Below are 25,796 nucleotides of genomic sequence, written 5' to 3' on the forward strand. Positions count from 1 at the left end.
GGTCTTGTTTCTCATTGATATTTGATCATGATAGAGCGCCATTCGTCGCTGATATATCGATATCGGCTCATGGTTTAGTGATCAAATGTCAAGGCAGCAGCCGTTCGAGTGCCGAACCATCACGTCGGGAGCCGCCCATGCGCCGCAAAATTCCAAGCAATTCTGCGCTCCTGGCGTTCGAGGCGTCGGCTCGCCATGGAAGCTTCGTTCGCGCTGCCGAAGAGTTGGCCCTGACCGAAGGAGCGATCAGCCGCCAGATAAGCCGGCTCGAAGCCTTTCTCGGTGTCACGCTGTTCGAGCGGGTCGGTAATCGTGTTCGGCTCTTGCCGAATGGAGAGCGCTATGCCGTACAGGTTCGCGAGTCACTGGATCGGCTGGAGCGCGACAGTCAATATCTGATGGGGCAGCCCAATGGCGGCGCGAATATCGATATCGCCACCATCCCGACCTTCGCCACGCGCTGGCTTATTCCCCGTCTTGGGCGGTTCCGCGAAAAGCACCCGAATATTATCGTGCATCTCGCCGAACGGATGGAGCCTTTTGTCCTTGCTGGAAGCGGGTTTGATGCAGCGATCCATTTCGATCACCCTGCCTGGACTGGAATGAGAACGCATCGGCTGTTGCAGGAGACGTTGGTTCCGGTTTGCCATCCGACGCTTCTCGGTAGCGCGAAAGTGCCACCAACTCTCGATGAACTGCCGCGCCTTCATCGACGCCAGAACCCGGACGCCTGGCAACGCTATGCGCAGGAGGCCGGGATTGTGCTGACCAATCCTGCGATTGGCCCGCGTTACGATCTTCACGTCATGCTGATTGAAGCTGCGCTCGCTGGACTGGGCGTCGCCCTGGTGCCACGTCTCTATGTCGAGGCGGAGTTGGCAGAAGGTCGCCTCGTTGCGCCATGGCCCGATGGTCAGTCGATCTCCAAGACCTTCTGTCTCATCCTGCCGGAGCCGATCCGATTGAGCGACGGTCCGATCCAGGATTTTGCGAATTGGCTCCTCGTGGAATCGCGGTCGGCGAATATAACGATCTGACGGCCGTGGATTTATAGGCCTCGAGAATATCCGGACTAACGCGGTATTGGTTTTCGGGTTTTTGCAGCGGCGGGGCTAGCCGTTTTGAAATCGTTTCAGCAAAAACGCGAAAAACGTCTGGCCGACGCCATTCCCTCCAGAATGGCGCCTCTGTGGATCTTGATCAATTCATCCCCGCGCGCGCTTCCGCCTTCATCTTGGCGATATCGCGCAGCGCACCGGCAAGCACGTCCGGCGTCTGGGCGCCGCTGACGGCATATTGCTGGTCGAAGATGAAGAAGGGCACGCCGTTGACGCCGATCTTCTGGGCGGCGTCGATTTCGCTGATGATGAGATCGCGGTCCGCATCGGAGGCAAGCAGCGTTGATATGACCGAACGGTCAAGCCCGGCTTCTTCGGCAATGTCGAGCAGCACCGCGTGGTCGCCAACATTGCGACCTTGCTCGAAATTCGCCTTGAAGAGAGCATCCACCACCTTGTCCTGCTTTTCGCGGCTTTCGGTGACGGACCAATGGATGAGGCGATGTGCGTCGAGCGTGTTCGGGCCGATCTTGATGGCATCGAAATCGAACTTGATGCCCACTTCGCGGCCGAGCTCGGTCAGCATCTTGTGGCCCTGCGCGACGCGTTCCGCGCCGCCGAGCTTTTGCTCGAGCGCCTTCTTCTGGTCAACGCCCTCTGGCGGATAGTCGGGATTGAGCCGATAGGGTCGCCAGTTGAGATCGACGCCTACTTCGTCCTGTACCTCGGCAATCGCCAGCTCCAGGCGGGCCTTGCCGAGATAGCACCATGGGCAGACGACGTCCGAGACGATGTCAATCGTGATGCGTTCCATGGTTTCATCCTTTCGGTTTTTGGGCTGTTCCCCTCCATCTAGGCCTTTGCACCGATGGCTTCAACCGGTTACCGAAAGGGAACCCTTGCGACGCTATTGCGCCGAGGCGTCCCACCAGGTCGACAATTGATAGCCGTAAAGCGGTAGCACGTCTGGACGGGCGATGTGGCTCCGCCGCGCTACCCATTGCTGGCCGATATGGTAGAGCGGCACCATGTAATAACCGGAGATCAGGATACGGTCGAAGGAGCGCACCGCGTCGCGGAAATCCTCGGCTGAATGGGCCGTCAGAAAATGTTCCATCAGTGTGTCGACATCGGGACTGGCAACACCGGCGTAATTGAAGCTGCCTGCCGCCTTGGCGGCTGCCGATCCCCATCGCCCAAGCTGCTCAGTGCCGGGCGATAGCGATGAGGGATAAGCTTTCAGGATCATGTCGTAATCGTAGTTTCCCGTCCGCAACTGATATTGGGAATCGTCGACCGTGCGGATCGTGACGGATATGCCAAGAAGCGCTAGGGAACGTTGATAAGCGATGGCGATACGCTCTTGATCTGCATTCTGCGTCATGATCTCGAAACTGAGCTGGCGACCGGTGCTGTCGACCATACGCTCGCCCTTGATCGTGTAGCCACCCTGCTTGAGGAAATTGACGGCCTTGCGCAGGATCTTTCGGTCGCGCCCGGAACCGTCGCTGACGGGAAGCTTATAAGTACCGTCGAGCACGTCGGGGTCGATGTGGTCCTTGATAGGGCCGAGCATGGCTAGCTCATTGACATCGGCCGGTACACCGAAGGAGGAGAGGTCTGAGTTCTGCCAGTAGCTCTCGGTGCGCGTATAGGCGCTGGAGGCAAGATTGCGGTTGAACCATTCGAAATCGAAGACAAGCGTCAGGCCTTTACGCACATTCTTGTCGGCAAAGATCGGCCGACGCGTATTGAAAACAAAGCCCATCATGCCGCTCGGCAACTTCGGCTTAAATGTCTCCTTCACGACCGCACCGGAACTTACGGCCGGGAAATCATAGGCTCGCTGCCAATGACCTGGGCTGCCGTCGGGATAAACGTCGATATCGCCCTTCTTGAAAGCTTCGAATAGGCTGGTTTCTTGCAGAAAATAGGTGACGGATATCTCGTCGTAGTTGTCGATACCGATTTTTGTGGGAATGTCCTTGCCCCAATAGCTGGGATCGCGCTGATAGATGATACGCTGGCCCGGATCGATGCTCTTGATTTTATAGGGTCCAGAGCCGACGGGAATGGCGAGCGTTGTTCGATCGAAATTATCCACATCGATGACGTGTTTCGGCAGGATCGGCAACATGGCAATGATTAGCGGCGTTTCGCGATTCGCCGCCTCATTGAAATGGATCCGCACGCTATGTTCGTTGACCTTCTCCATCCCACCGACTCCTTTCAGCGGAGATGAAAGGTTGGGGCGCCCCTTGTCTCGCAGAAGCTGGAAAGTGAAGATTACATCTTCCGGCGTCACTGGCTGCCCGTCCGACCATCGGGCCTTCGGATTGAGGTTGAACTGGATGAAGCTGCGATTGTCGTCCCATTCGACCGTCTGCGCCAACAATCCGTAAAGGGTGAAGGGCTCGTCGCTTGAGCGTTGCATAAGAGACTCGTAAACGAGATTGCCATATTCCGGGTCCCACATGCCGCGTGCGGTCGTGCGCATGCTTTTCAGAATGAAGGGATTGAGATTGTCGAAGGTGCCGACGACGCCATAGCTGACGCGGCCGCCCTTTTTGACATCCGGATTGACGTAGGGGAAATGCTTGAAGTCCGCCGGCAGTGCCGGATCTCCGTGCATGGCGATGCCGTAAAGCGGCTGAGCCGCCGCGGCGTTGCACAAGGTTGCGAAGAACAGGAGGGCAGCGATCCGGAGCGCTTGCATGGCATCCTTTCCGGGAAGGGTACGATTCGGCCGAACATTATCATGAGCGTGCCGAATTCAACACGCGACTGCGGAAATCTTAGGACTTGGCAGAAAAGGCCAAAGAAAAGCTGGATATCCGTGCCAGTGCGATGTAACAGGGGTGCCGGGTTTCTCGGGTCATGTATTTGCCTTATTCATTCGACAGGTGGACGACGGTTTGACCCGAATTGCATGGGACGGCGTGCTGTCGTCCCGAAGCGGATTTCAGGAGGCGGTTTCGCTATGATGTTCAAGACTGACAACAAAATGCGGGCAGGTCTCTCTGCTCTGGCTCTCATGATTGGCGCGGCCATGCCGGCTGCCGCTTTCGCGCAGGACGCGTCCAACGCAGCTCCCGCTGATGGCGGCGGTGATCCCAACCAGCCGCGTCTGGGCTGGTACAAGACCTGCACCAAGCAGGACGATGCCGATATCTGCATCGTCCAGAATTTGATCATGGCAAACAACGGCCAGCTCGTGACGGCTGTCGGCCTCATCTCCGTCGATGGCAAGGTCAACCGAAAGATCCTGCAGATCTCGGTTCCGACCGCCCGCCTGATCCCGCCCGGCATCACCATGCAGGTCGATGGCGGCAAGGGCCAGAAGCTCGACTATGCCGTCTGCCTTCCGGACAAGTGCACCGCGGAAGTTCCCGTGACGGACGCGATGGTCGCTTCATTGAAGAAGGGCACCGACGTCACCTTCACCTCTGTGAACTTCCGCCGCGCTCCGAACCCGATCAAGATCTCGCTGACCGGTTTCGGTGCCGCTTATGACGGTCCGGCGATCTCCGATTCGAAGCTTGCCGAAAGCCAGAAGAGCCTGCAGGACAGCATGCAGAAGAAGGCTGAAGAAGCACGCAAGAAGCTCGAAGATGCGCAGAAGGCTGCCAAGCAGCAGTAAGCTGACGATAGTCTCGTTTCATGAGAAAAAGCCCGGAGTGATCCGGGCTTTTTCTTTGCTCTAATGGCCATATCCGATGCTCGGAAGCCAAATAAAAAGGGAAGGCGTTGGGAGCGCATTCCCTTTCGAATAGGATAGGTTTTACACGTGTTTAATGGGCGAAGCTCATCTTGGGCTTGAGCTGCCCGGTCGGGGCCTGGTCGAAGATCTGAGCGACCTGCGGATTGCGTAAGGGAACGCCGCTCTCATCGTTGATGAGGTTCTGCTCCGACACGTATGCGACATATTCCGTCTCGTCGTTTTCGGCGAGAAGGTGATAGAAGGGCTGGTCCTTATCGGGACGCACTTCCGCGGGAATGGAATTCCACCATTCCTCTGTATTTGCGAATTCCGGATCGACATCGAAGATGACACCGCGGAAGGGGAACATCCGGTGTCGAACCACGTCGCCAATATTGAATTTTGCGTTTCGTTGTTTCATGGCACGACTTCCTTTCAAGCAATCATGTGGTGACTTTCACCACTGATATCAAGGATTTTGCCCCCATTCCTTCATCGAACTGTCACATTCGGCCCGAGTTATTTGGTCGAGCAGCATGTGATCGCTCAATGCGAAGACGCTATCGGGCGGGAGACCTGCCACCGGCTTCCCGATCATGGAGAAAGCCCCGGCAGGCCGGGGCTTTCGTGTCCGATATCAGACCGAGTAGTACATGTCGTATTCGACCGGATGCGGGGTCATTTCGAAACGCATGACTTCCTGCATCTTCAGTTCGATGAAGGCATCGATCTGGTCGTCGTCGAAAACGCCGCCAGCGGTCAGGAACTTGCGGTCCTTGTCCAGGCTTTCCAGCGCTTCGCGCAGCGAGCCGCACACTGTCGGGATCTTCTTCAGCTCCTTCGGCGGCAGATCGTAGAGATCCTTGTCCATGGCCTTGCCGGGATGGATCTTGTTCTTGATGCCGTCGAGCCCGGCCATCAGCATGGCTGCGAAGCCGAGATAGGGGTTGGCGGTCGGGTCAGGGAAGCGGACTTCGACGCGCTTTGCCTTCGGGTTCGAGCCGAACGGAATGCGGCAGGAAGCGGAGCGGTTGCGCGCGGAATAGGCGAGCAGAACCGGAGCTTCATAGCCCGGGACGAGACGCTTGTAGGAGTTCGTCGACGGGTTGGTGAAGGCATTGATGGCCTTGGCATGCTTGATGATGCCGCCGATGTAATAGAGGCAGCTTTCGGACAGGCCTGCATATTCGTCGCCGGCGAAGGTCGGCTTGCCGCCTTTCCAGATCGACTGATGAACGTGCATGCCCGAGCCGTTGTCGCCGAAGATCGGCTTCGGCATGAAGGTTGCCGTCTTGCCATAGGCATTGGCGACCTGATGCACGACATATTTGTAGATCTGCATCTTGTCGGCGTTGCGTACCAGCGTGTCGAACTTGATGCCGAGCTCGTGCTGGGCGGCTGCGACTTCGTGGTGATGCTTTTCGACGACGACGCCCATTTCGGCGAGAACCGTCAGCATTTCCGAGCGCATGTCCTGGCAGCTATCGATCGGCGGGACCGGGAAGTAGCCGCCCTTGATACGCGGACGGTGGCCGAGGTTGCCCGTTTCGTAATCGGTGTCGTCGTTGGACGGCAGCTCGCTGGAATCGAGCTTGAAGCCGGTATTGTATGGATCGGCCTTGTACTTGACGTCGTCGAAGACGAAGAATTCGGCTTCCGGGCCGAAGAAGGCGGTGTCGCCGATGCCGGAGGCCTTGAGATAGGCTTCCGCCTTTTTGGCGGTGCCGCGCGGGTCGCGGTTATAGGCTTCGCCGGAGACAGGATCGAGGATATCGCAAAGGATGACCATGGTGGACTGCGCGAAGAACGGGTCCATATGAACCGTATCCGGATCGGGCATCAGCACCATGTCGGATTCGTTGATGGCCTTCCAACCGGCAATCGAGGAGCCGTCGAACATGACGCCGTCGGCGAACATGTCTTCGTCGACACAGATCACATCCATGGTCAGGTGCTGGAGCTTGCCCTTCGGATCCGTAAAGCGCAGGTCGACGAACTTGACGTCGTTATCCTTGATTTGTTTCAAAATTTCGCTTGCGGTCGTCATTAAATTACTTCCCTTGACTTAGATGACGATTAAACGAGCCGCGGCCGAGAATAGGCCGGGCAGATTAAATGGCGTCGATGCCCGTTTCGCCGGTGCGGATTCGAATGACTTCTTCCACGTTGGAAACGAAAATCTTTCCGTCGCCGATACGGCCTGTTTGCGCAGCCTTGCGTATGGCCTCGATCACCGCTTCCGCATTTTCGTCCGCCAATACAACTTCGACCTTCACCTTCGGCAGGAAGTCGACGACGTATTCGGCGCCACGGTAAAGTTCCGTATGGCCCTTCTGACGACCGAAGCCCTTCGCTTCCGTGACGGTGATACCCTGCAGGCCGACTTCCTGAAGGGCTTCCTTCACTTCGTCGAGCTTGAAGGGCTTAATGATCGCTTCGATCTTTTTCATGAGAAAATGTCTCTCCGCTTCTCCTGATACAGCAGGACTACTCCCCGCTCGGCCAACGTAATGCACGTACCATGCCAATTGAGGACGGACCGCTGTAAAAAATCTCGGCGAATTCGCACCGAGACGATGAATTGATGAGGATTTTTCGGAAAAATGGAAGCGATTTCGCGCGGAAATGCGTGGGATAAGCAAAATTTCGCAAAAAAGAGCCACGCGCCGCAGGTTTGTGCTTCGGCAAGGCCTTGAATGTTATTGTTTAATTATTATGCAAATGCATATTTATCGACCAAAATGGCCACCGGAATAGCGGTTGTTTTTGAGGCAGAATTCGCATCTATAATATCCGCCATGATGTTGCCGCTCACCGATCTGCTCCTCACCCCCGACGCCATGTCTGCCGTCGACCGCGCCGCAGCCGCATCCGGCATCGATTCCTACGGGCTTATGGAGAAGGCAGGGCAGGCGGTTGCTGCCGTCGCGCTCCGGCACTTTCCCGGAGCCGTCCGATATGCCGTTCTCTGTGGGCCGGGAAACAACGGCGGCGACGGCTATGTGGCAGCGCGCGCGCTGAAACAGGCCGGGGCCGACGTGCGGCTTTTCCATCTTGGCGATCCCCAGCGGCTCAAGGGCGATGCTATCAGTGCTTTTGCTGATTGCCCGGTCAAGGGCGAGACGATCGGGGGCTTTGTTCCACTGGCTGGCGACGTCGTGATCGATGCGATCTTCGGCGCGGGCCTGTCGCGGCCGGTTCCGGATGACGTGGCCGCCGTTATCGCTCGCGTCGCGGCTGCTGATATTCCCGTGATTTCAGTCGATCTTCCGTCGGGTCTCGATGGTCGCAGCGGTCAGGTTCTCGGTGCAGCCTTCCACGCCGCGCGCACGGTGACCTTCATGACACGCAAGCCGGGCCATCTTCTCTTGCCCGGTCGCGATCTGTGCGGTGAGCTGGAGGTCTTCGACATCGGCATTCCCGACCGTATCGTCCGCGCGCACGCCGACCGCTCGCTCGCCGAAAACAAGCCGGCACAGTGGCAGGCGGCCATACCTTCGGCGGGCGTCGAGACGCACAAATACAAGCGCGGCCATCTCGTCGTCTTCTCGGGCGGGCCGAACGCGACGGGTGCCGCGCGCATGTCGGCCATGGCTGGGTTGAAGGCGGGGGCAGGGCTCGTCACCATCGCCTCGCCGCCGGAAGCGCTTGATGTCAATGCCGGCCTGCTGACGGCAATCATGCTGCATTCCATCGCGGATGAAGCCTCATTGCTCGAATGGCTTGCCGATAAACGCCTTTCGACCTTCATTCTTGGGCCTGGCTTCGGCGCCGGCGAAAAGGCGCGGCAATTCTGCCTCGCGCTCGCGGATCGCCACCTGGTGCTGGATGCCGACGGCATCACCTCATTTCGCGACGAGCCGCAACGGCTGTTCGATGCCTTTGCCGAAGGACCGACACGCTTGGTGCTGACACCCCATGAGGGAGAGTTCGGTCGGCTCTTTCCCGATATCGCTGCGGACGAAAGCTTGAGCAAGGTCGATAAGGCGAGGGCGGCGGCCGCCAGAGCCCATGCCGCCATCATCTACAAGGGTGCCGATAGCGTGATCGCCGCTCCGGACGGCAGGGCACTGATCAACGCCAATGCGCCACCCTGGCTTGCGACCGCCGGCTCCGGCGACGTACTTGCCGGCATTGTCGGCGGCCTGATGGCGCAAGGGGCGCCGGCCTTCGAGGCGGCCGCCGCTGGCGTCTGGCTGCATGGTCTTGCCGGTCAACATGCCGGGAAGGGGCTGACGGCCGAAGACCTCGTCGCAGCCGTCAAACCGCTATAGCGCTATTTCGCCACTTCCTGCTGCAGGGCGATCGCACCGGGCGGCGCATTTACCTTGCCTTCATGGATCATGAAGGCGAAGACATCGCGCGGTTCCTCCTTGACCTTACGCTTTGCATCGATCAGCGGCAGATCGTCCGGTACCCTTCCGGCGGCCCAGCTTTTCAAGCGATCCGCCCAGGCTTTCAGATCCTTCGGCGGATAGCAGGTCTTGATATCGTCCGATCCCTTCTGCAGGCGGGCATAGACGAAGTCTGCCGTGACATCCGCAATCATCGGATACTCGAAATGCTCGGCGCAAACGGGCGCGACATTGTATTTTTCGAGCAGCGCGACGAACTCCGGCACTTTGAAGGAATCGTGCCGGACCTCGACGACGTGTCTCAGCGCAAGACCATCCTGCTTCGCCGGTAGCAGCTTGAGGAAAGCCTCGAAATCATCCGGATCGAATTTCTTCGTCGGTGCGAACTGCCAGAGCAGCGGGCCGAGGTGATCGCCGAGCTCGCTGATGCCGGATTCCAGGAACTTCTGCATCGATTCACCGGCTTCGGAAAGAACCCGCCGGTTGGTGACGAAACGTGTCGCCTTCAGGGAGAAGATGAAGCCATCGGGAACATCGGCCGCCCATTTGGCAAACACTTCAGGCTTTTGCGTGCTGTAATAGGTGCCGTTGACCTCGATCACTTTCAGCTGGCGGCTGGCATAATTCAGCTCGTCCTTCTGCTTCAGCGTGTCGGGATAGAAGGTCCCGCGCCAAGGTTCGAAGGTCCAGCCGCCTATGCCTGTGCGGATTTCGCCCGCTTTGGTCATTCTCTCCTCCTTGGCCATTCGGCCGGTCAATCTCACTCCGCCGCCGCAACCTTCTTCACCGGGCGCCGCTCCAGCAACTCCTTTAGGAACTGCCCCGTATAGGAGCGCTTTTCCTTGACAATCGTCTCCGGCGTGCCGACAGCCACGATCTCGCCGCCGCCATCACCGCCCTCCGGACCGAAATCGAGGATCCAGTCGGCAGTCTTGATGACTTCGAGATTGTGTTCGATGACGACAACCGAATTTCCTTGATTGACCAGTTCGTGCAGCATCTCCAGAAGCTTGGCGACATCGTGGAAGTGCAGCCCGGTTGTGGGCTCGTCGAGGATGTAGAGCGTGCGGCCGGTCGATCGCTTCGACAGCTCCTTGGCTAGTTTGACGCGCTGCGCCTCGCCACCCGAAAGCGTATTGGCCTGCTGCCCGACCTTGATATAGCCCAGGCCGACGTCCTTCAGGCTCTGCAGCTTGTCGCGCACGGCGGGAACGGCCGCGAAGAAATCGACGCCTTCCTCGACCGTCATGTCGAGCACATCGGCGATCGACTTGGTCTTGAAGGTGACGTCTAGGGTCTCGCGATTGTAGCGCTTGCCGTGGCAGACGTCGCAAGTGACGTAAACATCGGGCAGGAAGTGCATCTCGATCTTGATGACGCCGTCGCCCTGGCAAGCCTCGCAGCGGCCGCCCTTGACGTTGAAGGAGAAACGGCCGGGCTGATAGCCGCGCGCCTTGGCTTCCGGCAATCCGGCGAACCAGTCGCGGATCGGAGTGAAGGCGCCGGTATAGGTCGCCGGATTCGAGCGCGGCGTGCGGCCGATCGGTGACTGATCGATATCGATGACCTTGTCGATATGCTCGAAACCGTCGATACGGTCATGATCGGCAGGAATCTCGCGGGCACCCATGACGCGGCGTGCCGCCGACTTGTAAAGCGTCTCGATCAGGAAGGTGGACTTACCACCGCCGGAAACGCCCGTCACGGCGGTGAACACGCCGAGAGGGATGGACGCCGTGACATTCTTGAGGTTGTTGCCTCTCGCGCCGACGACCTTGATTTCCTTGCCCTTCTTGGGCTTGCGACGCTCGTCCGGAACCGGCACGCCGAGCTCGCCGGACAGATATTTACCGGTCAGTGACTTCGGGTTCGCCATGATGTCCTGCGGCGTACCGTGCGCCACCACCTGGCCGCCATGCACGCCGGCTGCGGGACCGATATCGACGACATCGTCGGCCGTCAGGATCGCATCCTCGTCATGTTCGACGACGATCACTGTGTTGCCGATATCCCGCAGGTGCTTCAGCGTTTCCAGCAGGCGGGCATTGTCGCGCTGATGCAGGCCGATGGACGGTTCGTCCAACACGTAGAGAACGCCCGTCAGGCCAGAGCCGATCTGCGACGCCAAGCGGATGCGCTGGCTCTCACCGCCGGATAGCGTGCCCGAATTGCGCGACAAGCTGAGATATTCGAGGCCGACATCGTTGAGGAAGCGCAGGCGATCGCGGATTTCCTTGAGGATGCGGACAGCAATCTCGTTCTGCTTGTCAGTGAATGTTCCCGGCAGCGCGTCAAACCAGTCGCGGGCAACGCGGATCGACATCTCCGCCACCTGGCTGATGTGCAGCTTGTCGATCTTGACCGCCAGGGCTTCCGGTTTCAGGCGATAGCCGTTGCAGGCCGGGCAGGGGGCGGCCGACATGAAGCGTTCAATCTCCTCGCGCGCCCAGGCGGAATCCGTTTCCTTCCAGCGCCGCTCGAGATTCGGCACGATGCCTTCGAAATTCTTGTGCGTGGTGTAGGAGCGCGCACCGTCGGCATAATGGAATTCGATCTTGTCTTCCGTGCCGTTCAGAATGACATCCTTGGCCTTGTCGGACAGCTCGTTCCAGCGATTGCCGAGCTTGAAGCCGTAGTGCTTGCCGAGCGCCTCCAGCGTCTGATTGTAATAGGGCGAGGTCGACTTGGCCCAGGGCGCGATCGCACCATCACGCAATGTCCGCTCCGGCTCCGGTACAATCAGTTCCGGATCGATTTTCTGCTGCGAGCCCAAACCGTCACAGGACGGGCAGGCGCCGAAGGGATTGTTGAACGAGAACAGACGCGGCTCGATTTCCGGAATGGTGAAGCCGGAAACCGGGCAGGCAAATTTCTCCGAGAACAGCACGCGCTCATGCGTTTCGTTCAGCGACTTGTTGGCTGAGCCGCCGGCAGCGGTCTCCTCCGGCGGCAACGGCTTGTCGGCGAATTCCGCGACGGCAAGACCGTCGGCAAGCCGCAAAGAGGTCTCGAAGCTGTCGGCAAGGCGCGCCGCCATGTCGGGACGCACGACGATACGGTCGACGACCACATCAATGTCGTGCTTGTATTTCTTGTCAAGCGCCGGCACATCGGCAATCTCGTAGAACTGACCGTCGACCTTGACGCGCTGGAAGCCCTTTTTCATGAGCTCCGCCAACTCCTTCTTGTATTCGCCCTTACGTCCGCGCACGAGCGGTGCCAGAATGTAAAGTCTGGTGCCCTCCTCATAAGCGAGAACGCGGTCGACCATCTGGCTGACCGTCTGGCTCTCGATCGGCAGGCCAGTGACCGGCGAATAGGGAACGCCGACGCGGGCAAACAGCAGACGCATATAGTCGTAGATTTCGGTGACCGTGCCGACCGTCGAGCGCGGATTGCGCGAGGTGGTCTTCTGCTCGATCGAGATCGCCGGCGAGAGGCCGTCGATCTGGTCGACATCCGGCTTCTGCATCATTTCGAGGAACTGGCGTGCGTAGGCAGAAAGGCTTTCGACATAGCGGCGCTGGCCCTCGGCATAGATGGTGTCGAAGGCGAGCGACGATTTCCCGGAGCCGGAAAGGCCGGTCATGACGATCAGCTTGTTGCGTGGCAGGTCAAGATCGATGCCCTTGAGATTGTGCTCGCGCGCACCACGTATGGAAATAGTCTTCAGTTCGCTCATCGTCGTATGCAGGTCCCTTGGAGTCTGCCTTTATTTAGTGATGTCAGCCCGCGAGTCGAGGCTGAAATGAAGGGTAGAGCCGGGTTTTCGATTCCGTTGACATCATCATAGGGATAAATTAGAACAAAGAAAGAACAAAATTATCGCGGCGATTTCTTTGTGGATGAACGGAGCTGGGAAGGCCGCATAAATAGCACCTTATCCCTGCAAGGGGTAAGGTGCTCCGATTGAATTTCAAAGCCGTCGATGGGCGGCAAGCAGGGTGGTATCATGGCCGGTAGTGTGAACAAGGTAATTCTGATTGGAAATCTCGGGGCGGACCCGGAAATCCGCCGCACGCAGGACGGCCGCCCGATCGCCAACCTCAACATTGCTACCTCGGAAACCTGGCGCGACCGCAATTCCGGCGAGCGCAAGGAAAAGACCGAATGGCACCGCGTCGTCATCTTCAATGAAGGCCTCTGCAAGGTTGCCGAGCAGTATTTGAAGAAAGGCGCCAAGGTCTACATCGAAGGTGCGCTGCAAACCCGCAAATGGCAGGATCAGAACGGTCAGGACCGCTACTCCACGGAAGTCGTGCTGCAGGGCTTCAATTCGACCCTGACCATGCTTGATGGCCGTGGCGAAGGCGGCGGTTCCATGGAAGGCGGCAGCCGTGGCGGCCGCAGCGGCGGTGACTTTGGCGGTGGTTACGGCGGCGACTACGGGGGCGACGATTACGGCCAGTCCTCGTCGCAGGGCTCTTCCCGCGGCAGCGGCGGCAACCGTGGTGGTGGCAGCCAGGGCGGCGGCAACTTCTCGCGCGATTTGGATGATGATATCCCGTTTTGAGATCGGTGCAGTTGCTTGATCTTTAAAAGACCGCCTTCCCGGCGGGCTTTTTCATGAAAGCGTGAGAGCTGCCTTTGCGCCATCCACGACGAACTGCGCGGCAAGCGCCGCAAGGATAACCCCGAGCAAGCGGGTCAGGATGGCGCGTCCGGTGGCGCCCAGCATGCGATCGAGCCTATCGGAAATGGCAAGGGCCGCAAAGACGAGAGCGAGGTTGACGGCGATGACGCCGATCAATTGCGCTCGGTCGAGCGTCGTCTGCAGCGAGCCGGCCAGCAGGATTGTAGCCGAGATTGCACCGGGACCGGCGATCAAGGGCAGGGCGAGAGGGAAAACCGCGATATTGCGGATGTGATCCTTTGTAATGGCGACTTCCGTCGTCTTCTCTTTCCTGTCCTGCCGCCGCTCGAACACCATCTCGAAGGCGATCCAGAAGAGCAGTAGCCCGCCGGCAATGCGAAAAGCGCCGATGGAGATGCCAAGGACGCCAAGAACGCTCGCACCGAACAGGGCGAAGGCTGCCAGAATGAAGAAGGCGATCAGCGAGCCACGCAGCGCCACTTGCTTGCGCTCCGAACGGTTCATGCCGGCCGTAAGTCCGATGAAAAGCGGTGCGAGCCCCGGCGGATCGACAGTGACAAGCAGAGTCGTGAAGGCATTGATCAGCGTATCCGCGCTCGCCATATAGTCCCCAGAGCTTATTCTGTCGTTGTTAGCGAGCATTGTTATGCGAGGAATGGGCTTTCGCAAAGGGCCATGCATCCGCGTCGATGGATTTCGCCATGGAAATGTTCGATTCCATAGCTTAAAGGGGCAAAACCTGTTCAAAAACACCGGCCCAAATTGGCGCTCGCCAAGCCTTTCGGCTATAAATTTCGCAGTGATTCTAAAAGAGATCGTGATCTGTTTTGACTGAGCAAACACCACCCGGCGGCGGGAAGCTCCCGCCAGGCATCGAGCCGATTTCCATCATGGAGGAAATGCAGCGGTCCTATCTCGATTACGCCATGAGCGTGATCGTCAGCCGCGCGCTTCCCGACGTCCGTGATGGTCTGAAGCCCGTTCATCGGCGCATCCTTTATGCGGCGCATCAGAGCGGCTATCACTGGAACCGCAAATATGTGAAGTCGGCCCGTCCCGTCGCTGACGTCATGGGTAGCTACCACCCGCACGGCGACGCCTCGATCTACGACGCCTTGGTCCGCATGGCGCAGGACTGGTCGATGCGCGTGCCGCTCATCGACGGGCAGGGCAATTTCGGCTCGATCGACGGCGATCCGCCGGCGGCGATGCGTTATACGGAATCGCGCCTGACAAAGGTCGCCCACGAGCTTCTCGAGGATATCGACAAGGAAACGGTCGATTTCCAGGAAAACTACGATGCGACGACGGAAGAGCCGAAGGTTCTGCCGGCACGCTTCCCGAACCTGCTGGTCAACGGCTCGGGCGGCATCGCCGTCGGCATGGCGACGAACATTCCGCCGCACAACCTCTCCGAAGTCATCAATGGCTGTATCGCGCTGATCGACAATCCTGCGATCGAGCTGCCTGAGATGATGGAGATCATCCCCGGTCCGGATTTTCCGACCGGTGCGAAGATCCTCGGCCGCGCCGGCATCCGCTCCGCCTATGAGACGGGCCGCGGCTCGGTCGTCATGCGCGGTGTCGCGACCATTGAGCCGATGCGCGGCGATCGCGAGCAGATCATCATCACCGAGATTCCCTATCAGGTGAACAAGGCGTCGATGATCGAGAAGATGGCCGAACTCGTGCGCGAGAAGCGCATCGAAGGCATCTCGGATCTGCGTGACGAATCCGACCGCCAGGGCTATCGCGTCGTCGTCGAGCTGAAGCGCGACGCCAATGCCGATGTCATCCTGAACCAGCTTTATCGCTACACGCCGCTGCAGACCTCCTTTGGCTGCAACATGGTGGCGCTGAACGGCGGCAAGCCGGAGCAGATGAACCTGATGGACATGCTGCGCGCTTTCGTGGCGTTCCGTGAGGAAGTCATCAGCCGCCGCACCAAGTATCTGCTGCGCAAGGCGCGCGATCGCGCCCACGTCTTGGTCGGTCTGGCCATCGCCGTCGCTAATATCGACGAAGTCATCCGCGTCATTCGGCAAGCGCCCGATCCGCAATCGGCCCGTGAAGAGCTGATGACGCGCCGCTGGAATGCAGCGGACGTCGAATCACTTATCCGGCTAATCGACGACCCGCGTCACCGCATCAACGAGGACGGCACCTACAACCTCTCGGAAGAGCAGGCCCGCGCCATTCTCGAGCTGCGTCTGGCACGCCTGACCGCTCTCGGCCGTGACGAGATCGATGAGGAACTCAATCAGATCGGCGCCGAGATCAAGGACTACCTTGATATTCTCTCGTCGCGTGCCCGCATCCAAACCATTGTAAAAGAAGAGCTTGCTGCGGTTCGCGACGAATTTGGGACGCCGCGCCGCACCGAGATCGTCGATGGCGGCCTCGAGATGGACGACGAGGATCTGATCGCCCGCGAGGACATGGTCGTCACCGTGTCCCATCTCGGCTATATCAAGCGCGTGCCGCTGACCACCTATCGTGCGCAGCGCCGCGGCGGCAAGGGTCGCTCGGGAATGACGACCCGTGACGAAGATTTCGTTACCCGGCTATTCGTTCTCAATACTCATACGCCGGTTCTGTTCTTCTCGTCCCGCGGTATCGTCTACAAGGAAAAGGTCTGGCGTCTGCCGATCGGCACGCCGACATCGCGCGGCAAGGCACTGATCAACATGCTGCCGCTGGAACCCGGCGAACGCATCACCACGATCATGCCTCTGCCGGAAGATGAGGATAGCTGGGACAATCTCGACGTCATGTTCACGACGACGCGCGGAACCGTGCGCCGCAACAAGCTGTCGGATTTCGTGCAGGTCAATCGCAACGGCAAAATCGCCATGAAGCTCGAGGAAGAGGGTGATGAAATCCTCTCCGTCGAGACCTGCACCGAACACGACGACGTGCTGATGACGACGGCGCTCGGCCAATGCATCCGCTTCTCGGTATCCGATGTGCGCGTCTTTGCCGGCCGCAACTCCATCGGCGTTCGCGGCATCAGCCTTGCATCCGGCGATCGCATCATCTCAATGACGATCGTCCGCCACGTGGATGCCGAGCCGTGGGAGCGCGCGGCCTATCTCAAACGCTCCGTCAGCGAGCGCCGCTCCGCAACGGGCGATGACGAGGAGATTGCGCTGGTCGGCGAAGAAGTCACCGAAGAGGGACAGCTCAGCGATGAGCGCTACGAGGAGCTCAAGGCGCTCGAGCAGTTTGTTCTGACCGTTTCGGAGAAGGGTTTCGGCAAGCGTTCGTCTTCCTACGATTTCCGTATCTCCGGCCGCGGCGGCAAGGGTATCCGCGCCACCGACACGTCGAAGACGGGCGAGATTGGCGAGCTTGTTGCTGCCTTCCCGGTCGAGGACGGCGATCAGATCATGCTTGTCTCGGATGGCGGTCAGCTGATCCGCGTGCCCGTCGGCGGCATCCGCATAGCCAGCCGCGCCACCAAGGGCGTCACCATCTTCTCGACCGCCAAGGATGAGAAGGTCGTCTCTGTCGAGCGTATCAGCGAGCCGGAAGGCGATGAGGACGATGCTTCGGCAGCCGAAGACGATGCTGCTGCCGGTGAAGCAGGAGATGCCGGTAACGAGGGTAGCAGCGAAGAATAGTCTTCGCTGTGCCTACTCGGAAAGGGTTCGGCAGGACCATCTGGAAGCTGAAGATTTTCAATCGCATGAGCTTGGCAGCAGGCTCATGCGATTGTCATTTGGAGCATGGCCTGCCCGGATCTGGCGGCCGTTTCCCAACCCGTTATTCCGGGCGTTCGTAGTTTTGCGAGAAAGGCGGCAGAACCTCGAGGCTCTCCCGATCCAGCTGCGCGAAAACCTCATCATAGCCAAAGCGGAAATGCCAGCCGAGGACCGCGCCCGCAGATTTCGATGCGTAGATGCGATCGATTCTGTCAGGCAGCGACCAGTTTCGCTGTGCAAATTTGGCGGCAAGGCCGGGCGCACGCAGCTGGATGATGGAGGCGGCGTCCACTGCGAGCGCCTCGCAATCTTCCGGTTTGAACAACGTGCCGGCGGAAACAATATGTCGTTGAAAATCTTTGCCGCCATTCGTCAGCGCCGCGACATGGGCATCCGCGACATCGCGGATATCGACACCGCGATGCAGGCGATGAACAGCCATTACATTGGCTGTTTCTGGAAAAAACTTCGAGACATGCGTAAAACGCGGACCTGCAAATCCGGGCCAGTCATCCCTTTAAGGATCTGCTCGGCTTCCAGTTTCGTGCGGTGATAGATGCTTTTCGGTTGCGGTACGGTGTCTTCATCGACCCATGTGCAATGACCGGGAGCGACGGCGCGACCATAAAGTGCGGTCGTGCTGGTAAATACCAGTCTCTTAACGCCGGCAGCCAGTGCCGCTTCCGCAAGCTGCCGTGTTCCGTCCACATTGATGCGGCGAAATTCATCGTCGGAAACCGCGCCGACATGAGGGGCATGCAGGGCCGCGCAATGGATGACTGCATCCGCACCCGTCAACGCCTGGCGCATCAAAGCCGCATCGGTAAAATCTCCGAGGAGATGCGTCGTCGAAAACGGTGAACGATCGATGCCAATCATCCTATGGCTTGGCGCCAGCGCATTAAAGATCGCCCGGCCAAGTCGCCCGGAGCTGCCTGTCAGAACAATGCGCATCTTGATCCCTCGATGAACCGCGATCACCATAGCATGATTGAAGAGGCTGGCGCGCCTCTTGCAAAATCATGCTTTTGCGTCTTGGCGGCACGGCCTGAAGGGAAAGCGCCGGGACCGTAATGGCAATAAAAAACCGGACGCTGGCGGGGAAAGCGTCCGGTTCAGGGTCCATCCGAGCATATGGCGGGGAGAGATGCTCGGTACGCGGAGATCAGAGCGTCTTGTGACGCTTATGCAGCCTCTTGCTCTCTTCGCTTTCGCGATGAAGCGCCGAAATGGTGGATGCGACTGACACGACAAACATGATGCTGATGAAAAGTGTAAGCAGCGTCAAAATTGTGAACATGATCGCTCCCTCCTTTGGTGGGACTAGCGTTCAGATCCCTTAGTACTGGCTCGAGGCAACGAAGGGACGAGCCGAAGCAAAGGGACCGTAGATCTTCGACTGGTCGGGTTTCTGATCGTAAAGCGCAACGGTTGCTGCGAGCATTCCCGAAATCATGGCCATCCAAACAACGTTAATGAGGGTGATCTTGTCGGGCATACTCTTCTTCCTTCTTGCCGCAATATGCGATCTGAGTTTCGGACTGTTAACGCGGCGTTTCCCAAATGGTTCCGCCGATATTGAGAGCTATCTAGCAATGCGCGTCTGAAGCGACCTTGAATGCCTTGTTCATCTGGCGTTCAGATTCGCGATGCGTCCTGCGCATAGCAGTGGCGATTTCTTGGGCAAAATCGATGTCCTTGCCGCTTTCCGAGGCGCAATCCCATTCGATCTCATAATTGTCGGCGAAAAGGTGAACGAGGTATTCGACGAAAAATGAACCGATGATGGCGCCTACGATGATGAAGACGAGCATGGCATGATGTCCCTGAAATCGAGATCGGTGAGCCATTGAAGCAGGCCCGTTTCGATGTTGATGTCAGTAAAGCATTGTCGAGCTGAAACGGGCTTGAACGGCGCGTTCATCTGCAGTTCAGAGGCGGCCGCTGGGTTGCAAATCACTTGCGATATGGCCTCATCCATGACAAAAGGCGTCGAAACAACGAGCCGGCTTGGTAATGACGACAGCCTTCTATCCTGGGTCCTTCGACCCGATGACCAACGGACATCTGGATGTCCTCGTGCAGGCGTTGAACGTCGCCGCCAAGGTGATCGTCGCGATTGGCATTCACCCCGGCAAGAAGCCGCTTTTCTCCTTCGAGGAGCGGGCGGAGCTCATCCGCAGATCACTCGGTGAGGCTCTGCCGCAAAAGGCGGGCGATATTTCCGTCGTCGCTTTCGACAATCTGGTCGTCGATGCCGCCCGCGCCCATGGCGCGACCTTGCTGGTGCGTGGCCTGCGCGATGGCACCGATCTCGATTATGAAATGCAGATGGCTGGCATGAACAGGCAGATGGCGCCGGATATCCAGACGCTGTTCCTGCCTGCCGGTACGGCCTCTCGGCCCATAACCGCCACATTGGTGCGGCAGATCGCATCCATGGGCGGCGATGTCAGCGCCTTCGTGCCGTCAGCGGTTCTGGAAGCGCTGAACGGCAAACTCAAAAATAAGGCCAGCGGCAACAGCTGAGCCGAAATACAATCCCGAACGGAGCATCCATGAAACTCTTTCATATTGCATTGGCAGGATTCCTGAGCCTTGCCGCCTTCGCAGGCAGCGCGTTCTCGGCCGCAGCCGCAGATCTTTTGACCATCCAGCTCAAGGACGGCCCGGTTGTCATCCAGTTGATGCCGGAAGTTGCTCCGAAGCATGTCGCGCAGATCGAAGCGCTGGCGAAGAAGGGTGCCTACGACAACGTCGTATTCCATCGCGTCATCGATGGCTTCATGGCCCAGACGGGCGACGTGCAGTATGGCAATGCCTCCAAGGGGTATGATCCGAACAAGGCCGGCACCGGCGGTTCCGATCTGCCGAACCTTCCGGCAGAATTCTCCAAGGTTCCGTTCACGCGCGGCACCGTCGGCATGGCGCGCGCCCAGGACCCGAATTCTGCCAATTCGCAGTTCTTCATCATGTTCGCCAATGGCGATTTCCTGAACGGCCAGTACACGGTCGTCGGCAAGGTCATCTCGGGCATGGAGCTCGTCGACAAGATCAAGCGCGGCGAAGGCCAGAACGGCGAAGTGACCAACCCCGACAAGATGATCAAGGTTACCGTCACCAAGAAGTGATTTCACGGGCGTGATTCCAAAAGGCGCGGCGCGGCTTTTGGACGAGATCGCGCCAAGGCAAGCTGCATGATCCAGTTATGATCATGCGCAAACAGAAAGAACAAGGAAACGAACATGGCTGAGATCAAGGATCCAGAAAACACCCTCATCCTGGAAACCACCAAGGGCCAGGTTGTCATTCAGCTTCTGCCGCAGGTTGCTCCCGAGCATGTCGCCCGCATCAAGGAACTTGCGCGCGAAAAGGCGTATGATGGCGTCGTCTTCCATCGCGTCATCGATGGCTTCATGGCTCAGACCGGTGATGTCGAGCATGGCAAGGTTGGTGGCAACACCGCTCGCGCCGGCACCGGTGGTTCGTCCAAGCCCGACCTGAAGGCTGAATTCTCCGCAACGCCGCACGTTCGCGGAACGTGCTCGATGGCCCGTTCGCAGAACCCGAACTCGGCCAACTCGCAATTCTTCATCTGCTTTACGGACGCTCCGTGGCTGAACAAGCAGTACTCCGTCTGGGGTCAGGTCATCTCCGGCATGGAATTCGTCGACCAAATCAAGCGCGGCGAGCCGGTAAAGGATCCGGATTCGATCGTATCCGCGCGGGTTGCCGCCGACGTCTGATCGTGATTATTCCTGAAACCCGCCTCTTGCGCCGCTAGCGTGAGGGGCGGGTTTCGCTTTGCCTGAATGAACTGCCTGGACCAATTGAATGCGTGTTGACCTTTTCGATTTCGATCTGCCGGAGGAGCGTATCGCGCTCAGGCCCGCCGAGCCGCGTGACAGCGCGCGCCTGCTCGTCGTCGATCCAAACGATAGTGCCAACACGCTGAGCGACCATAAGGTGCGGGATCTGCCATCTTTCCTGCGTCCCGGCGATGCCATGGTCTTCAACGATACGAAGGTGATACCGGCGCAGCTGGAAGGCATTCGTCATCGCGAAGGCGCCCCTGGCCAGCAGGTCTCGGCGACGTTGCATATGCGTGCCGCGCCGGATCGCTGGAAGGCCTTTGCCAGGCCCGGAAAGCGCATCAAGATCGGTGACCGCATCCAGTTCGGACATGGCGAGAATGTCTGCGCGCTCGGCTCGCTCGACGCGACGGTCGAGGAAAAGGGCGAGGGTGGCGAGATTACCCTGCGGTTCGATCTGTCCGGTCCAGCGCTGGACGAGGCGATCGCCGCGGTCGGGCATATTCCGCTGCCACCCTATATCGCGGCGAAGCGCCCGGAAGACGAGCGCGATCGCGCCGATTACCAGACGATCTATGCGCGCGAAGAGGGCGCCGTCGCGGCACCGACCGCTGGCCTCCATTTCACGCCGTCTCTGTTTGCCGCACTCGACGCCATTGATGTCGAGCGGCATTTCGTGACGCTGCATGTCGGAGCCGGTACCTTCCTGCCCGTCAAAGCCGACGATACCGACGATCACAAGATGCATTTCGAGATCGGCTATGTCGATGCCGAAACCGCTGCTAGGCTCAATGCCGTCAAGGCGAGAGGCGGGCGCATCGTCTGCGTTGGCACCACCTCGCTGCGGCTGATCGAAAGTGCCGCCGCTAACGATGGCACCATCCAGCCTTGGCAGGGTGCAACGGGCATATTCATCACGCCCGGCTACCGCTTCAAGGCCGTCGACATGCTGATGACCAATTTCCACCTGCCGCGCTCGACCCTGTTCATGCTCGTATCGGCCTTTGCCGGCCTTGATACGATGCGCGCGGCCTATACCCATGCTATCGAGACGGGCTATCGCTTCTATTCCTATGGCGATGGCAGCCTGCTCCACCGGAAAGACTAGGACGAAATGAGCGAGAGCTTTCAGTTTCAATTGAAGAAGACCGATGGCGGCGCGCGCCTCGGCGAGGTTTCCATGCCGCGCGGCACGATCCGCACGCCGGCCTTCATGCCCGTCGGCACCGTCGGCACCGTCAAGGCGATGTATCTCGATCAGGTGCGCGAAACCGGCGCCGATATCATTCTTGGCAATACCTATCACCTGATGCTGCGCCCGACTGCCGAGCGCGTCGCCCGCCTTGGCGGTTTGCATCAGCTGATCCGCTGGCCGCATCCGATTCTGACCGATTCCGGCGGCTTCCAGGTGATGTCGCTGTCCAGCCTGCGAAAGCTGGATGAGCAGGGCGTCACGTTCAAATCGCACGTCGACGGCAGCCTGCATCATATGTCGCCCGAGCGCTCGATCGAAATCCAGGGCCTGCTCGATTCCGATATCCAGATGCAGCTCGACGAATGCGTCGCCTTGCCGGCAACGCCGAAGGAGATCGAGCGTGCCATGGAAATGTCGCTACGCTGGGCGGAGCGCTGCAAGGTCGCCTTCGGCAACCAGCCCGGCAAGGCGATGTTCGGCATCGTCCAGGGCGGCGACGTTCCCGAGCTTCGCGTCCGCTCGGCTCAGGCGCTGAGCGGCATGGATCTGAAGGGCTATGCGGTCGGTGGCCTTGCCGTCGGCGAGCCGCAGGAAGTCATGCTGCGCATGCTTGAGATCACGCTTCCCGAGCTGCCAGCGGAAAAGCCGCGCTATTTGATGGGCGTCGGCACACCGGACGACATCCTCAAATCCGTCGCTCGCGGCATCGATATGTTCGATTGCGTAATGCCGACCCGCTCGGGCCGTCACGGACTGGCCTTTACCCGTCGCGGCAAGGTCAATATCCGCAATGCCCGCCATGCCGAAGACATGCGCCCGCTCGATGAGCAGTCGAGCTGCCCGGCCTCGCGCGATTATTCCCGCGCCTACCTGCATCACCTCGTGCGCGCCAACGAGGCGCTCGGCGGCATGCTGCTCTCCTGGCACAATCTTGCCTACTATCAGGAACTGATGCAGGGCATCCGCCAGTCGATCGCCGAAGGCCGCTTTGCCGATTTCATGGCTGAAACGATGGAGAACTGGGCGAGGGGCGATCTCGAACCGGCGTGATCCAGCTATGCTGAGGATACGCTACGCGATCTTGCTCCTCTGGCGATTTCGCGCTAACAGAAGCCTGTCGAAAAAGGCAGGGTTGGTTTCGGTAGGCCCAACCCCTTCCAGTCTGGAAGCACTGCTCCTTGCCACTGGCGATGAGAGCCCGCGACGCGGAACTTGACCATTGTGGTCGAGTGTCCCGCGTTGGCGTGGGCCGGATCGACCGACATGTCTCCGCGGGAAAGCCTTTTGGAGCTGTCATGAGACTGAACCACCTGGATCTGTATGTTCCCGATGTCGCCGCGACGCGGGATTTCTTTATTTCCGTTTTTGGCCTGACGGAGGTGGAAACGCGGGGCGCAAATGGCCTTGCCATCCTTCGCGATGATGCCAGGCTTGAGCTTGTCATCAGTCGGCCTGTCGAGAAGTTCGGCGGCGCCGATGGCGTTTCCGTCGGTTGCAATACCTATCATATCGGCTTCATGCAGCCCTCTCGAGAAGCCGTCGATCTGTTGTTCGAACGGGCGAAATCGAGCGGCTGCGAGATCTGGAAACCACCTTCGGCCATACGTGGCAATTGGTCGTTTTATTGTTTCGCGCCGGGGCGAATCCTCGTCGAGGTCGGCTGGCGCATGGAGCTTGCTCTGTTGGTAAATCATTTATTATCGATTGATTGCTATCCTTAACAAACATCATTTTGAGCCGGCTGGAACGGGCTTGCTTTGGGCAATTTCCGTTTCCGGCCATGTTTCAAAGTGAGCTCGACGACAATAAAGCATTGGGAAAAATAGCGAATCGGAATAAACGGTCCATCCGCCTTTGAAAAACGTCATTGGCTGATTTGATTGCGTGGCTGCTTGGAATTTTGAAAAAATCCGGCTAAAACGCATTCTCTTAATCGATAAGGGCTGTACTACCGAAAATAGGAGGCACTTGCCGTTGAGGGCGCAACGCAAATTCGGGGCATGTCTTTCGGGACTATTGGTTGTCGGCCTAGCCGCTACCAGCTGCACGACGACGCAGAAGACAACAGCTACCCCCAGCAATACCACCAAGCCCATTCGTGGCGCGAAGGTTACCTATAATTACACGATGAAGGACAAGGACTGTCTCGAACGTGCAATGTACTTCGAATCGGAGCGGTCCGACCCGAGTGGTTACATGGCAGTCGGTACGGTCGTGATGAACAGGCTGACCTCCGGGGCCTATCCGCCCACGATCTGCGGCGTTGTCGCCCAGGAAAAGCAGTTCGCGCCAGGCGTGATGACCAGGGAAGTCAAGGATCAGGCAAAGCCAGATCTCGAAGTTGCTGCCTCGAAGATCCTGCGCGGCGAACGGCATCCCCAGGTGAAGGACGCGATGTTCTTTCATACCGAAGGCCTGAGATTCCCGTACGACAATATGCACTACGTCGCTTATGCCGGCGGTAACGCGTTCTATGAGAAGCGTGGTCGCGATGGCGAATTGCAGACGCCTGCGCCGCTTCCGGCTTACGAGGTTGCGATGAATTATGTGCCCACGCAGGGCGCGCCGCAATCTCCGTTCGTCCTGCCGGAAACGCAGCCGGCGTCCACGACGTCTGCCGTTGCGGCATTTACGCCGGTCTCGAACCCGATGGTGACCATGCCGCAGAGCGCCATCGTTATCCCAACTGCAGTTCCGATCCCGACGCCCGCGCCTACGGACATGGCAATTTCAGGACCGCTTCCGAACGGCGAGACCACGTACACGAATACGCCTATGCCGGCTTCAACGGTCGTCATTCCGCAGCCGCGGCCGGAACTCGACGGCAATACGTCTGCAGGAAATCCGCTTAGAATTCGCGGTTAATAAGATCCGGCCCAAGCCCTATGACAGCGCGTCTCTCCTTTGAGACGCGCTGTTTGCGTTTGGGGGCGAGCAATATGCCTCAGATGCCCTCGCTCGCCGTTTTGGCAAGAATTTGCACGCCGTTGATCTTATAGCTGCCGTCGGGCTGGCGGGTTATCTGATAGATCGCTGTCCAGTCCTTGTCATCGGTGCCGGTGATCAGCACCTCCTGATAGACGACGGCACCGTTGTCGATCGCTCGGCTCTTGCCGAAGGCGTAGTTGCCCGGGTGGTAGACCGGCAGATAGTTCTTCCTCACCATGGCGAAGAAGCTGTCCTTATCCGGGAAGAGCGCCTTGATGCCGGGTGCGGCGAAGGAATAGGCGGTCGCCGCATCATCCTGCAGAAAGGCCTCGATTTGTTGCTCAATGAGGCTCTGTGCCGTCTGCACCGGATCTTCCGCGTAAGCGACCGGTGCAAAGGCGATGCAGCAGAGAAAAGCGGCGATAGAAAAAGCGCGCATATCCGTCCCCA

At 58.9% G+C, this 25,796-nt stretch carries 26 protein-coding genes; 12 read left to right on the forward strand and 14 right to left on the reverse strand.

Annotation, left to right across the window (positions count from 1 at the left end; all coding sequences use genetic code 11):
• Positions 1-137: 137 nt before the first annotated feature.
• Positions 138-1,037, forward strand: coding sequence for a LysR substrate-binding domain-containing protein (locus FBZ97_RS16755; RefSeq protein WP_145320093.1), 900 nt, complete (start codon positions 138-140; stop codon positions 1,035-1,037).
• Positions 1,038-1,200: 163 nt separating this feature from the next.
• On the opposite strand, the gene FBZ97_RS16760 is transcribed toward FBZ97_RS16755, so the two are convergent.
• The gene (locus FBZ97_RS16760) at positions 1,201-1,872 is read right to left on the reverse strand and encodes a DsbA family oxidoreductase (RefSeq protein WP_069612156.1); all 672 of its coding nucleotides are present in this window, start codon (positions 1,870-1,872) and stop codon (positions 1,201-1,203) included.
• 93 nt (positions 1,873-1,965) lie between these two features.
• Positions 1,966-3,774 carry an extracellular solute-binding protein gene (locus tag FBZ97_RS16765; RefSeq protein WP_145320091.1) on the reverse strand — a complete coding sequence of 603 codons (1,809 nt, stop codon included), beginning with the start codon at positions 3,772-3,774 and terminating at the stop codon, positions 1,966-1,968.
• Between the two features lie 264 nt (positions 3,775-4,038).
• On the opposite strand from FBZ97_RS16765, the gene FBZ97_RS16770 reads away from it, so the two are divergent.
• The gene (locus FBZ97_RS16770; protein ID WP_069612158.1) at positions 4,039-4,698 is read left to right on the forward strand and encodes an invasion associated locus B family protein; all 660 of its coding nucleotides are present in this window, start codon (positions 4,039-4,041) and stop codon (positions 4,696-4,698) included.
• Positions 4,699-4,849: 151 nt separating this feature from the next.
• On the opposite strand, the gene hspQ is transcribed toward FBZ97_RS16770, so the two are convergent.
• The 3 genes from hspQ to FBZ97_RS16785 all read right to left on the reverse strand — a co-directional run bounded on the left by hspQ (position 4,850) and on the right by FBZ97_RS16785 (position 7,208).
• Positions 4,850-5,179, reverse strand: coding sequence for a heat shock protein HspQ (gene hspQ / locus FBZ97_RS16775; RefSeq protein WP_069612159.1), 330 nt, complete (start codon positions 5,177-5,179; stop codon positions 4,850-4,852).
• A 216-nt stretch (positions 5,180-5,395) separates the two neighbouring features.
• Positions 5,396-6,805 carry a type I glutamate--ammonia ligase gene (gene glnA / locus FBZ97_RS16780; protein ID WP_113333771.1) on the reverse strand — a complete coding sequence of 470 codons (1,410 nt, stop codon included), beginning with the start codon at positions 6,803-6,805 and terminating at the stop codon, positions 5,396-5,398.
• Positions 6,806-6,869: 64 nt separating this feature from the next.
• A complete protein-coding gene (locus FBZ97_RS16785) occupies positions 6,870-7,208 on the reverse strand; it encodes a P-II family nitrogen regulator (RefSeq protein ID WP_015339877.1) in 339 nt (112 codons plus the stop codon).
• A 348-nt stretch (positions 7,209-7,556) separates the two neighbouring features.
• On the opposite strand from FBZ97_RS16785, the gene FBZ97_RS16790 reads away from it, so the two are divergent.
• The gene (locus FBZ97_RS16790; RefSeq protein WP_145320089.1) at positions 7,557-9,032 is read left to right on the forward strand and encodes an NAD(P)H-hydrate dehydratase; all 1,476 of its coding nucleotides are present in this window, start codon (positions 7,557-7,559) and stop codon (positions 9,030-9,032) included.
• A 2-nt stretch (positions 9,033-9,034) separates the two neighbouring features.
• Here the strand turns inward: FBZ97_RS16790 and FBZ97_RS16795 are convergent, their stop codons facing one another.
• Both FBZ97_RS16795 and uvrA read right to left on the reverse strand, forming a co-directional pair.
• A complete protein-coding gene (locus tag FBZ97_RS16795) occupies positions 9,035-9,841 on the reverse strand; it encodes a DUF72 domain-containing protein (RefSeq protein ID WP_113333773.1) in 807 nt (268 codons plus the stop codon).
• A 32-nt stretch (positions 9,842-9,873) separates the two neighbouring features.
• Positions 9,874-12,795 carry an excinuclease ABC subunit UvrA gene (gene uvrA / locus FBZ97_RS16800; protein WP_113389619.1) on the reverse strand — a complete coding sequence of 974 codons (2,922 nt, stop codon included), beginning with the start codon at positions 12,793-12,795 and terminating at the stop codon, positions 9,874-9,876.
• Between the two features lie 270 nt (positions 12,796-13,065).
• Here uvrA and FBZ97_RS16805 point away from each other — a divergent pair, with 270 nt between their 5' ends.
• On the forward strand, positions 13,066-13,626 hold the full coding sequence (locus FBZ97_RS16805; RefSeq protein WP_145320087.1) for a single-stranded DNA-binding protein: 561 nt from the start codon (positions 13,066-13,068) through the stop codon (positions 13,624-13,626).
• A gap of 51 nt (positions 13,627-13,677) precedes the next feature.
• Here FBZ97_RS16805 and FBZ97_RS16810 read toward each other — a convergent pair whose 3' ends face one another.
• Complete coding sequence (locus FBZ97_RS16810; RefSeq protein ID WP_069612164.1) at positions 13,678-14,310, reverse strand: MarC family protein; 633 nt, start codon at positions 14,308-14,310, stop codon at positions 13,678-13,680.
• Between the two features lie 224 nt (positions 14,311-14,534).
• Here FBZ97_RS16810 and gyrA point away from each other — a divergent pair, with 224 nt between their 5' ends.
• The gene (gyrA, locus tag FBZ97_RS16815; protein ID WP_113333776.1) at positions 14,535-17,330 is read left to right on the forward strand and encodes a DNA gyrase subunit A; all 2,796 of its coding nucleotides are present in this window, start codon (positions 14,535-14,537) and stop codon (positions 17,328-17,330) included.
• Between the two features lie 142 nt (positions 17,331-17,472).
• Here gyrA and FBZ97_RS34720 read toward each other — a convergent pair whose 3' ends face one another.
• From FBZ97_RS34720 to FBZ97_RS16825, 5 genes are all read right to left on the reverse strand, one after another.
• On the reverse strand, positions 17,473-17,853 hold the full coding sequence (locus FBZ97_RS34720; protein ID WP_246661777.1) for a hypothetical protein: 381 nt from the start codon (positions 17,851-17,853) through the stop codon (positions 17,473-17,475).
• Positions 17,853-18,365 (reverse strand): NAD(P)-dependent oxidoreductase, encoded by a 513-nt coding sequence (locus FBZ97_RS34725; protein ID WP_246661778.1) that lies wholly within the window; start codon positions 18,363-18,365, stop codon positions 17,853-17,855. The genes FBZ97_RS34720 and FBZ97_RS34725 overlap by 1 nt, the downstream gene beginning before the upstream one ends.
• 211 nt (positions 18,366-18,576) lie before the next feature.
• Positions 18,577-18,711, reverse strand: coding sequence for a hypothetical protein (locus tag FBZ97_RS35060; RefSeq protein ID WP_257713997.1), 135 nt, complete (start codon positions 18,709-18,711; stop codon positions 18,577-18,579).
• 39 nt (positions 18,712-18,750) lie between these two features.
• A complete protein-coding gene (locus FBZ97_RS34430) occupies positions 18,751-18,909 on the reverse strand; it encodes a hypothetical protein (RefSeq protein WP_015339886.1) in 159 nt (52 codons plus the stop codon).
• A 91-nt stretch (positions 18,910-19,000) separates the two neighbouring features.
• On the reverse strand, positions 19,001-19,225 hold the full coding sequence (locus FBZ97_RS16825) for a hypothetical protein (protein WP_246661779.1): 225 nt from the start codon (positions 19,223-19,225) through the stop codon (positions 19,001-19,003).
• A gap of 202 nt (positions 19,226-19,427) precedes the next feature.
• On the opposite strand from FBZ97_RS16825, the gene coaD reads away from it, so the two are divergent.
• From coaD to FBZ97_RS16860, 7 genes are all read left to right on the forward strand, one after another.
• Positions 19,428-19,940 carry a pantetheine-phosphate adenylyltransferase gene (gene coaD / locus FBZ97_RS16830; protein ID WP_015339888.1) on the forward strand — a complete coding sequence of 171 codons (513 nt, stop codon included), beginning with the start codon at positions 19,428-19,430 and terminating at the stop codon, positions 19,938-19,940.
• A gap of 29 nt (positions 19,941-19,969) precedes the next feature.
• A complete protein-coding gene (locus tag FBZ97_RS16835; RefSeq protein ID WP_145320085.1) occupies positions 19,970-20,542 on the forward strand; it encodes a peptidylprolyl isomerase in 573 nt (190 codons plus the stop codon).
• Positions 20,543-20,656: 114 nt separating this feature from the next.
• On the forward strand, positions 20,657-21,157 hold the full coding sequence (locus FBZ97_RS16840) for a peptidylprolyl isomerase (RefSeq protein WP_113333779.1): 501 nt from the start codon (positions 20,657-20,659) through the stop codon (positions 21,155-21,157).
• Positions 21,158-21,245: 88 nt separating this feature from the next.
• A complete protein-coding gene (gene queA / locus FBZ97_RS16845; RefSeq protein WP_145320083.1) occupies positions 21,246-22,331 on the forward strand; it encodes a tRNA preQ1(34) S-adenosylmethionine ribosyltransferase-isomerase QueA in 1,086 nt (361 codons plus the stop codon).
• Positions 22,332-22,337: 6 nt separating this feature from the next.
• A complete protein-coding gene (gene tgt / locus FBZ97_RS16850; protein ID WP_145320081.1) occupies positions 22,338-23,468 on the forward strand; it encodes a tRNA guanosine(34) transglycosylase Tgt in 1,131 nt (376 codons plus the stop codon).
• Positions 23,469-23,713: 245 nt separating this feature from the next.
• Positions 23,714-24,139, forward strand: coding sequence for a VOC family protein (locus FBZ97_RS16855; RefSeq protein ID WP_145320079.1), 426 nt, complete (start codon positions 23,714-23,716; stop codon positions 24,137-24,139).
• A gap of 253 nt (positions 24,140-24,392) precedes the next feature.
• Entirely contained in the window at positions 24,393-25,283 is an 891-nt protein-coding gene (locus FBZ97_RS16860) for a cell wall hydrolase (protein ID WP_113333783.1), read from the forward strand.
• A gap of 79 nt (positions 25,284-25,362) precedes the next feature.
• On the opposite strand, the gene FBZ97_RS16865 is transcribed toward FBZ97_RS16860, so the two are convergent.
• Entirely contained in the window at positions 25,363-25,785 is a 423-nt protein-coding gene (locus FBZ97_RS16865) for a DUF4864 domain-containing protein (protein ID WP_145320077.1), read from the reverse strand.
• Positions 25,786-25,796 lie beyond the last annotated feature (11 nt).

This window comes from Rhizobium sp. ERR 942, from assembly GCF_007828395.1.
GTDB lineage: Bacteria > Pseudomonadota > Alphaproteobacteria > Rhizobiales > Rhizobiaceae > Rhizobium > Rhizobium dioscoreae.

Bases quoted from the DNA above. Each gene is read 5' to 3' on its own strand.
- FBZ97_RS16760 (WP_069612156.1), bottom strand. From the start codon at position 1,872: ATGGAACGCATCACGATTGACATCGTCTCGGACGTCGTCTGCCCATGG.
- FBZ97_RS16835 (WP_145320085.1), top strand. From the start codon at position 19,970: ATGAAACTCTTTCATATTGCATTGGCAGGATTCCTGAGCCTTGCCGCC.
- FBZ97_RS16840 (WP_113333779.1), top strand. From the start codon at position 20,657: ATGGCTGAGATCAAGGATCCAGAAAACACCCTCATCCTGGAAACCACC.
- FBZ97_RS16810 (WP_069612164.1), bottom strand. From the start codon at position 14,310: ATGGCGAGCGCGGATACGCTGATCAATGCCTTCACGACTCTGCTTGTC.
- coaD (WP_015339888.1), top strand. From the start codon at position 19,428: ATGACGACAGCCTTCTATCCTGGGTCCTTCGACCCGATGACCAACGGA.
- FBZ97_RS16770 (WP_069612158.1), top strand. From the start codon at position 4,039: ATGATGTTCAAGACTGACAACAAAATGCGGGCAGGTCTCTCTGCTCTG.
- FBZ97_RS16755 (WP_145320093.1), top strand. From the start codon at position 138: ATGCGCCGCAAAATTCCAAGCAATTCTGCGCTCCTGGCGTTCGAGGCG.
- FBZ97_RS16805 (WP_145320087.1), top strand. From the start codon at position 13,066: ATGGCCGGTAGTGTGAACAAGGTAATTCTGATTGGAAATCTCGGGGCG.
- FBZ97_RS16765 (WP_145320091.1), bottom strand. From the start codon at position 3,774: ATGCAAGCGCTCCGGATCGCTGCCCTCCTGTTCTTCGCAACCTTGTGC.
- hspQ (WP_069612159.1), bottom strand. From the start codon at position 5,179: ATGAAACAACGAAACGCAAAATTCAATATTGGCGACGTGGTTCGACAC.
- FBZ97_RS16865 (WP_145320077.1), bottom strand. From the start codon at position 25,785: ATGCGCGCTTTTTCTATCGCCGCTTTTCTCTGCTGCATCGCCTTTGCA.
- uvrA (WP_113389619.1), bottom strand. From the start codon at position 12,795: ATGAGCGAACTGAAGACTATTTCCATACGTGGTGCGCGCGAGCACAAT.
- FBZ97_RS16825 (WP_246661779.1), bottom strand. From the start codon at position 19,225: ATGCTCGTCTTCATCATCGTAGGCGCCATCATCGGTTCATTTTTCGTC.
- FBZ97_RS35060 (WP_257713997.1), bottom strand. From the start codon at position 18,711: ATGTTCACAATTTTGACGCTGCTTACACTTTTCATCAGCATCATGTTT.
- FBZ97_RS34430 (WP_015339886.1), bottom strand. From the start codon at position 18,909: ATGCCCGACAAGATCACCCTCATTAACGTTGTTTGGATGGCCATGATT.
- FBZ97_RS34720 (WP_246661777.1), bottom strand. From the start codon at position 17,853: ATGGCTGTTCATCGCCTGCATCGCGGTGTCGATATCCGCGATGTCGCG.
- FBZ97_RS16855 (WP_145320079.1), top strand. From the start codon at position 23,714: ATGAGACTGAACCACCTGGATCTGTATGTTCCCGATGTCGCCGCGACG.
- FBZ97_RS16790 (WP_145320089.1), top strand. From the start codon at position 7,557: ATGATGTTGCCGCTCACCGATCTGCTCCTCACCCCCGACGCCATGTCT.
- FBZ97_RS16785 (WP_015339877.1), bottom strand. From the start codon at position 7,208: ATGAAAAAGATCGAAGCGATCATTAAGCCCTTCAAGCTCGACGAAGTG.
- tgt (WP_145320081.1), top strand. From the start codon at position 22,338: ATGAGCGAGAGCTTTCAGTTTCAATTGAAGAAGACCGATGGCGGCGCG.
- queA (WP_145320083.1), top strand. From the start codon at position 21,246: ATGCGTGTTGACCTTTTCGATTTCGATCTGCCGGAGGAGCGTATCGCG.
- FBZ97_RS16795 (WP_113333773.1), bottom strand. From the start codon at position 9,841: ATGACCAAAGCGGGCGAAATCCGCACAGGCATAGGCGGCTGGACCTTC.
- glnA (WP_113333771.1), bottom strand. From the start codon at position 6,805: ATGACGACCGCAAGCGAAATTTTGAAACAAATCAAGGATAACGACGTC.
- FBZ97_RS34725 (WP_246661778.1), bottom strand. From the start codon at position 18,365: ATGCGCATTGTTCTGACAGGCAGCTCCGGGCGACTTGGCCGGGCGATC.